At 34.0% G+C, this 8,231-nt stretch carries 7 protein-coding genes; 4 read left to right on the top strand and 3 right to left on the bottom strand.

Going from position 1 to position 8,231, the window contains the following annotated elements; genetic code table 11:
* Positions 1–247: 247 nt before the first annotated feature.
* The 3 genes from CA834_RS07965 to CA834_RS07955 all read right to left on the bottom strand — a co-directional run bounded on the left by CA834_RS07965 (position 248) and on the right by CA834_RS07955 (position 3,409).
* Positions 248–709 (bottom strand): hypothetical protein, encoded by a 462-nt coding sequence (locus CA834_RS07965; RefSeq protein WP_094968152.1) that lies wholly within the window; start codon positions 707–709, stop codon positions 248–250.
* Positions 710–714: 5 nt separating this feature from the next.
* Complete coding sequence (locus CA834_RS07960) at positions 715–2,268, bottom strand: hypothetical protein (RefSeq protein WP_094968151.1); 1,554 nt, start codon at positions 2,266–2,268, stop codon at positions 715–717.
* A gap of 760 nt (positions 2,269–3,028) precedes the next feature.
* Positions 3,029–3,409, bottom strand: a complete 381-nt coding sequence (locus tag CA834_RS07955; protein ID WP_094968150.1) for a DoxX family membrane protein — start codon at positions 3,407–3,409, stop codon at positions 3,029–3,031.
* A 655-nt stretch (positions 3,410–4,064) separates the two neighbouring features.
* Between CA834_RS07955 and CA834_RS14660 the strand changes: the two genes are divergently transcribed.
* From CA834_RS14660 to CA834_RS07935, 4 genes are all read left to right on the top strand, one after another.
* The gene (locus CA834_RS14660) at positions 4,065–4,238 is read left to right on the top strand and encodes a hypothetical protein (RefSeq protein ID WP_165764774.1); all 174 of its coding nucleotides are present in this window, start codon (positions 4,065–4,067) and stop codon (positions 4,236–4,238) included.
* 747 nt (positions 4,239–4,985) lie between these two features.
* A complete protein-coding gene (locus tag CA834_RS14655; protein ID WP_165764773.1) occupies positions 4,986–5,153 on the top strand; it encodes a hypothetical protein in 168 nt (55 codons plus the stop codon).
* Between the two features lie 108 nt (positions 5,154–5,261).
* Complete coding sequence (locus CA834_RS07940; protein ID WP_094968147.1) at positions 5,262–7,373, top strand: ATP-binding protein; 2,112 nt, start codon at positions 5,262–5,264, stop codon at positions 7,371–7,373.
* Positions 7,370–8,038 carry a response regulator gene (locus CA834_RS07935; RefSeq protein WP_094968146.1) on the top strand — a complete coding sequence of 223 codons (669 nt, stop codon included), beginning with the start codon at positions 7,370–7,372 and terminating at the stop codon, positions 8,036–8,038. Before CA834_RS07940 ends, CA834_RS07935 begins: the two co-directional genes overlap by 4 nt.
* Positions 8,039–8,231 lie beyond the last annotated feature (193 nt).

Below are 8,231 nucleotides of genomic sequence, written 5' to 3'. Positions count from 1 at the left end.
ATGCGCTGTTAGTGTAATTTGGTTTAACCCTTGTGATGATAACACATTTACTTTAAGATGCTTTGTCTGCGAAGCAGCGCAGATTAAAGTTCGCCTTTGGCGAATGTGTTATCATCGGTAACGTATATGAAAAGTAGCAGATAAATGTGCTAATATTTTCAAGTTAAAGATAAGATAACAGAAAAGAACCAAACCTTTGGTTTGGCTCTTGACTGCTATTTTTTATATACAATGTTGTAGGCAGTATTTATTTGTTTTTTAAAGAATCTACTTTAACCTTTACTTTTTTTGTAAAGCTACTATCGAGTTTATTCATAAATTTTTTATACTCTTCGATAGTTTTAAAATTTAACCTACGACCATCGAACTGATTTGTATAATCAAAGTCAAATTCACCATTGCCTTTCAATTGGTCAACATTTAAAATAAATATTAATTCTCTTTTTGAATAATTACCATTTATAAAAGAATCAATGCGCCTATTAGTTGTTTGAAATTTAACTTTTTTGGTCATAGATTCAGAAATTTCGTATAGTATAGAATCTTCACTTTTAATCAATTTAAATTCATCATTTGTGAGTTTAAAAGTATTCCTGATATTTTTACTCGCTTTTTTTTTCTCTTTAACATTAGAAAAAGGTTTATAAGATGTGCAACCAATTATTATGAAGAATATTGATGATAAAAATATTGTTGAGTATCTTTTCATATGTTTTAATTATTAGTATAATACCAATAGCAATAATTATTGTTAATTTCAGCTGTGGAATAATTATAGGTAATAACTACTGTGATAAGGCGCCTATTCCTGACAGGATAACCATCAATATTTAAACCAACAAGCATCTGACCTTCAATAGAAACTTTAACACTGTCTAGAGCTTCATTTATTTCTACGTATGGCCCATCATTGTCAGCAGGGTTTTCACTTCCGAATTGAGTCCAATCAAATAAGGTATTATTGCCTTCCATAACTGTCCGAACGTTTAGAATGTCAAGACATTCTAGGGCATTATTATCATCTGGTATCATTGCCTTTATTGTGGTAACTAAGTCTGCTTGAGGAAAACTATTAAATTCTAAAGAATGTACATCTCTTCTAATTGAGCCTGTTTCAAAGGTGGACGAAATATGCGTATAATTATTCCCAAATAAATTATCAAAGAAGTCCTGTGCTTCTGAAAAAGAAGAAAAACTTAATGTATCATCCATATTAGGGTTGCTAATAAGTTCAAAACCAGAGTTTGGATTATCTATCATATGATTGATATAGTCCAAAGCAAAATCAACCGCCTCATCTCTAATCTCAGGCAATTGATTAGGGTCAACATTATCAAATGCAGAGTCTATAGGTCTTTCTTTATTAGAGTTTAAGAATTCAGCAATGGCATTTAAAAGACTTTGGTTGTTTACGGCTTGTTGAGTTAACCATTGGGATTCAATAGAACTAAAGGGTAATCCTAAAGCGGTACTTATTGAAAATCCAGTAGCCGAAACAGTGTTTGATACAAATACTTGTGGATTCCCACCTGTACCACTTTGGCTAGTTCCTCCTTCATAACCTAAACCATCAATCTGTACCCAAGGCGAAAAGTCCATTCCTGCACCTCCAGAAGGACCGGCATCAATTGTTTCGTTGAGCTGAGCCACAATGACTACTTCGTCCAACATTGTAGTACAATATGATAACCATTCCATAATCTCTTCAACTGTTAAGTTGGGAAGCTCATCACAATTAGTGGAGTTTCTTGATTGCAAACCATTCGAACTATCCGCAAATGGAACAGATTGTCCATTTTCAAAATTGTATTCCAGTTCTAAGTTTCCATCTAAACTATAAACAAATACATACGCTGATAGTCCATTGTCATTGTTTGTAGTTTTATAAAGTACGAATATAATCTTAGACTCTACATTACCAGACTGCTCTGTAGAAGCAACAAATGCCTTGGCATCCTTATCTGTGTCTAAATAAATAGGCGTGTAAAGAATATCTACAACTGTCTGAGGTGTTTCTTTGTAATTTTTAGCTTCAGAATTTTGCCAGTCAATCTGTAGTGACCCAATCGAATTTCTAGCTTGCGTACCGATGTTGTTTGTGTAAAGACTATTTTGATTGAAGAAGTCTTTTGCAGAATTGACACTTGGCGTATCATATTTATCCTGCGTTAAAATTTCATCCGTATTGTCTTTTTCACAACTAAAAGCTATCAGTAAAAAAACAACTGCAAAAAGTTTAAATCCAAAAATTTTACAAGGTTTATTCATAATTATATAACTATTTGGTTCGTGATTAAACTATCTAAATAGCCATTAATTATTCTTAAATAGGGATAGAGTAAAATTAATTCCTATGACTTTATTTAATAAATCCTCAAATGTTAAAAACAAGGAATTTTCCATGGGAGATATTACGGTATTTACGTAAAATACAGATAATCAAAATATTAAAATTATCTATTTTATCGATGAAATGCAAGAAAAGTTATTTTTTCACCATTAGGTAACATTACATATCTTTAGGTGGTTTAAGTAATAACATGAAAAAAGAACCAAAAAATTACGCTAGGCACGTTATTGTAATTTTGATAATACTCGCTATTATTTCCTGCCTACAATTGGTTTTTAAGTGGACTTAAATCATAGACACATTATTCAAATTGCTAAAGATTATAGCAAGGTCGAATTTGTTCTTGGAGTAACTTTGCCCCAATGAAATACACACTCTATTTTAGTCAGATTTTAAAGCTAAGCATAAGTCTGGATTAAAGCCATGATATATTTTCAAAATATTTGGACATCGTTCATTTGTAATTGAGTTAGACAATCTTAAAGAAAATGAAAAAGTCAGAAGATGGCGCCGTTAGGAATAATTCCTAAGGTAGTTTTTAGGTTCCCAGTTGCTGCGTACTCGCCAATGAAAAGCATTCCTTTTTTTGCTATAGAAAATCGGGATGCTTACTTGTTATAGAGTAGGCAGATTTCAGGTTAATAAGCAAACCTCTTTATGCCTTGAATGGATAGTGTCTTATGCAAATAAGGGTTTGTACTTTCCTTTTTCGCTTAATATTAGAAGGAAGTTTAAAATAGCCACAAATAGTGCCGGCCACATCTCGTTAAAGTCTTTATTTGAAAATGAAAAGATGAGAAAAGCGATGGTTAACGGCGCTAATATGATATAAATAGCCGGTGACCATTTGTTGATTACTAAAAGGAAACCAATAATAATCTCAAAAAAATAGAGATAAGGTAACAGTACTGCAGTAGAATCTAAAAAGTCTTGAGCAGTTTCAGGCATGTCGCCATAGCTCGATGGAATAAAATGGAAGAACTTATTTAAAGCATAAACAATTAGGAAAATACCTAAAACAATTCGGAACCATTTTACGGTCTTTGCGTCAATTTTCATGGTGTACAGTTTTAATTGTATCCGTGAAAAGTACTCTAAAACCTCATGGTATTTTATGATAAAAATCATAAATGACATAAATAATGGGCTGTTGGGGCCAATTTTAGTTAAAACCACGAGAGATTTCTCCCTTGCTCTGAGCAAAATTGAAGATACATTTGTGTTCAAGACCCTGCACATTAAGGGGTAGAATAAACGTTTTCTAAACTTTAGATTTAGGGTTCTGTCATTGCTTGGTTACTATTTTTATTTAGGTATTATGCTTTTAGTTAAGATGAGGGGACTGAGTAGTGCTTATTCTGTAGGCCATAATATCTAGGCTCTAAAAAGTCCACAACCACCACTTGTAGTATTATTCTTCAATGTTATCAAAATATTAAAAAAATAGCATTTTATTTAAAATAAAGTTAAAAACTTAACAAAATATGGATAAAAATTTACAGAATATTCAAAAAAAGTTAACTTGTAGTAAATCAAAAAAATTATCTATGAAAAAATTTATTTTAAAATGGTATCCGATAATTCTAGCATTCATCTGCTTGTTGTATTCTGTAGGGCTCGGACTTTATGGCATGACGGAAGAAGCTAGATACTCGGCACACTGGCCTGCAACTATTTTGTTGTTTGCAATCGCAATAAGACAAAGAAGAACGTCATGAGCAAGGGATTTTTATTTATAGGAGGAATTATTTTTGCAGCATACCTCTATTTTATGTTTTACAATATTTACCGAGCACATAAAAAACAAAAGCAAAATCATTATCCAAATTTAACTAAGAAAGAGATACATGAGGAGTATAAAGAGGCAAATGAAAGTGAAACCCAATAAGCGAGTTGCTGAAATAAGTTACCTTTTACTGTAGTAATAACGGCTATAAGATGATACATTGAGATTTAACTGCGTATTCGCTTCCTTACGGCTTTAGCATTACCATCAGTTTGCGACGATTTGTTGATAGGCTAAGAGTTTAGTTAGCTTATCAATTAAGTTGAGCAGTTGCCTATGAAAGTACGTCCTCTTTTGGTTCTATAAAAGTGAGACGCTTTTTTAGTGGATTCATCAAGCTAATATTAGAACAAAGGTACCCTAGACTTTAGGTCTAGGATGTGCATTTTGGCGGGTGGCAATAAACGTTTTTTTTAGGGTTGAAAGCCATAGCCTTGCTGCACATGTAAACGATTTATGGTGAAATCAAACCTGGTAGATAAGGGTATCATTATGGGATTAGTCTAGATTTAGAGCGGAAATTATAACAAAAAACCAGAGTTTTCAACATGTTATAAACAGTTATACAAGCATTTAATCTATAAAAAATAGCATTTAATCGATGATTTATTTGTTTATCTCCGAATAAAACCTATATTTGAATTCCTTCATAAGTCCTCAAATCGCTTATCAAGGTTATTTTAATCCATTTTACGAAAAGACAAAATCTGTCTTATAAGAAACGCCCTCGTTTTTTAGTACAATTTAGGTTTAGGCCTACATATTAATTGTCCATTCCCTTCCCTCAAAAAAGGCACTTGGTGTCTGTTTTTAAATTAATGACTAATTAATAACCCTAAATTGATATTTATGAGAACCCTTAAAATTACTATAGCTTTAGCCGCAATTGTTTTGTTCGCTGTGTCTGGTGTACAATCCGATAAAGTAATGGCCGAAAAACCGACTTACGAAGAGTATAGTCCAAAGGATTTACTCGCAGTTGATAAAAGATCCTTACGAGTTAAAAGTCAAGGATAATAAATTATAGACATCATTATAACACAGTCTTTATCCATAAGGGTAAAGACTGTTTGTGTTTTATAAAATTCATTTATTTAGCCTATTTTTGAAGCATAATAGGCATAGATGACCCAAAATCCCTCATATAATTTCCTCATTGTTTTATTTCTATTGACGTGTTGGGCCCATGGTCAAAGTAGCGATGGACCTCATGTCATTGATAGTTTAATTACAAGGTGTAAAACGTCTAATGACCCTTATGATAAAAAACTTGAGGATGCCCTACTTGCCGAGCGTATTTCAAAAGAATTGAATATTGATTCAATTACCTTGAAAGCCCAAAGGAATCTGGCTAAGATGTATTTCGAAAATCAACAGTATGACCGGTACATTCCTTTAAATAAGAGTAATATTGAGTTGGCCCAAAAGTTAAAGGATACCTCAGCCCTTGCTGTTGCAAGTATAAATTTGGGGCAATATTATTGGGGTATCGAGGAAAATGATAGCGCATATTTTTATTTTATCAAGGCTTTAGAGTACTTTGACCCTAAGAAGCCTTCTGAAGATGAAGCAGAAATACTCTTGTTTCTAGCAACGATACAAGAAGAAGAGAAGGCATACCTTGGTGCTGAGGAAGATGCTGTTAAGGCTGTAAGGATTCTAAACCAACTACCGTCGAGTAATAATGCCAATTATTTATATTCAAACCTTTACAATACCCTAGCGATTATCTCCAATAATGTTGGAAATCATGAAAAGGCAATTGAATACTACGACAAGACCATAGCCTATGCTAAAAAGATGCGCTATGGATTCCTTACTGAAGTATACGCCACAAATAACAAGGCGAACGCTTACAGGAATAGTGGTGATTTTAATAAAGCCATTGAAATCTATCAAAGTCTTTTGCCATTGCGCAACAAATATGAAGAAGATGACCCTACGTTTTATGCTACCATTATTGGCAACATAGGTAAAACCAAGCTCATGTCTGGGCAGTTTTCATTTAAGGAGACTGAAAATGATATTAGAAAGGCTTACGATACGGCCAAAGCATTGGGTGATGAACTTTTACTAATGGATACAGGTTTAGATCTGGCTAAATTGTATTTATCGGCAACTGAAAAGAATAGTGTTTCTTCTGGTAACGTGGAGGGATCTTCTGAGGTTGAATACATGCCATTAATTGAAAGAAAAACCGATACGGTTGTCAAATATGCTACCGAAGCACTTGAATTGGCGCGAACAAATTCCGTTAATCAGATACGCCAAGATGCACTGCTAACATTAGCTGAGGTAAGCGGCACTGAAGATGCAAAAGAATTACTGTTGGAGCATATTCATGTTACGGATAGTGTAACAGCCTTGGAACGCACAAGGCGTAATAAATTTGCAAGGGTAAAATTTGACACCGAACAGCTTGAGGCCGAGAACGAACAGATTTCTAGAGAAAACCTCTATTTGCTAGTTTTATCCATAGGATTGCTACTCACGGCCATATTAATCTATATCGTAATCTCCCAGCGGGCTAAAAACAGAAAGCTAAAGCTCATACAAGTGCAGCAAAAAGCTAACGAAGAAATTTACAATTTGATGCTGCAGCAGCAAGATAAGGTAGATGAGGCTAGAAGCTTAGAAAAAAAGCGAATCTCCGAAGAATTACACGATGGTGTATTGGGACGGCTTTTTGGGACAAGACTTAGTTTAGACAGCATCAATTTTAAGGATGGCAAGGAGGCCATGACTAACAGGGCGAATTATATAGGCCAATTAAAAACCATTGAAGAGGATATCCGTAAAATATCCCATGAGTTGAATACAGATTTTGTATCGGGAACCAGATTTGTAGATATTGTCTCCGAGCTTATTGATAATCAATCTCAAGCCTATGGTTTAAAATCTGAATTTAAGTATACGGATGATATTAGTTGGGATTTGGTGTCAAATAAGACCAAAATAAACATCTATCGCATCATTCAAGAGTCCTTGCAAAATGTTTATAAACACGCCAAGGCTAAGACGGTAAAAATTAGTTTTTCTTTAGAAAATGATGTAATTTGCTTAGACATTACTGACGATGGACAAGGCTTTGATACCACTAAACATAAGAGAGGTATAGGTCTAAAAAACATGACCTCACGTGTAAAGGGCATAGATGGTGACATAGCGTTTACATCTCAAGTTGGTAAGGGCACAACGGTTAGAGTTAAGATTCCATATACAATCCAACACGCATGAAACACATTAATATCCTTATGGTAGATGACCACCCTATAATTATTGAGGGCTACCAGAATGTGTTAATGGCAACCAAGGAAGACGATCAAACCTTGCTTATAGATACGGCCAACAATTGTGACACCGCATCACTGATGATAAATCGAGCTGCAAAGGAGACACCTTACGATGTTTGTTTTTTTGATATTAGCCTGCCGGCATCAGAGGATGGACGGTTTGCTTCTGGTGAAGACCTCGCTTTGTTGACCAAGAAAATGCTTCCAAATGCGAAGATTATTATTCTCACCATGTTCAATGAGTCTTTCAGGATTCATAATATAATTAAGGAAATCAATCCGGATGGTTTTTTAATTAAAAGTGACCTGACCTCAATGGAGTTGGCAGATGCGTTTCAGCAAATTTTAAAATCGCCACCCTATTACAGTATAACGGTTAACAACTATGTAAAGCAGACGATTTCTAGTGAAATTTACGTAGATGATATTAACCGTAAAATTTTACATCTTCTATCTCAAGGCGTTAAAACCAAAAGTTTGAGTGAATATATTCCACTTTCTACCAGCGCTATTGAGAAGCGAAAGAAACAGTTGAAATTATTGTTTTCAGTTTCAGACGGTAAGGACGAAACCTTGCTTCAAGAAGCCCGCGATAAGGGGTATTTGTAGGAAAAAGTAAAAAAATCTTACGGTTTTAAGGGTTTGAAAAATAGCGAAAAGGCCTGTAAATAGGCGATACTACGGTTTTTCCGCATAAAGTTTGCGGTTTTCCCGCAACAAAAAGTGAATCTTTTAATTTACATTTACATCAAGTCAACAAGAATTAATTAATCCTCTTAAGTAATTGTTGAGTTAATAGCAA

The organism is Winogradskyella aurantia, from assembly GCF_002266855.1.
Taxonomy (GTDB): Bacteria; Bacteroidota; Bacteroidia; order Flavobacteriales; family Flavobacteriaceae; genus Winogradskyella; species Winogradskyella aurantia.
This window is presented reverse-complemented; position numbering and strand designations above follow the sequence as displayed.

Bases quoted from the DNA above. Each gene is read 5' to 3' on its own strand.
- CA834_RS07965 (WP_094968152.1), bottom strand. From the start codon at position 709: ATGAAAAGATACTCAACAATATTTTTATCATCAATATTCTTCATAATA.
- CA834_RS14655 (WP_165764773.1), top strand. From the start codon at position 4,986: ATGAGAACCCTTAAAATTACTATAGCTTTAGCCGCAATTGTTTTGTTC.
- CA834_RS14660 (WP_165764774.1), top strand. From the start codon at position 4,065: ATGAGCAAGGGATTTTTATTTATAGGAGGAATTATTTTTGCAGCATAC.
- CA834_RS07955 (WP_094968150.1), bottom strand. From the start codon at position 3,409: ATGAAAATTGACGCAAAGACCGTAAAATGGTTCCGAATTGTTTTAGGT.
- CA834_RS07960 (WP_094968151.1), bottom strand. From the start codon at position 2,268: ATGAATAAACCTTGTAAAATTTTTGGATTTAAACTTTTTGCAGTTGTT.
- CA834_RS07940 (WP_094968147.1), top strand. From the start codon at position 5,262: ATGACCCAAAATCCCTCATATAATTTCCTCATTGTTTTATTTCTATTG.
- CA834_RS07935 (WP_094968146.1), top strand. From the start codon at position 7,370: ATGAAACACATTAATATCCTTATGGTAGATGACCACCCTATAATTATT.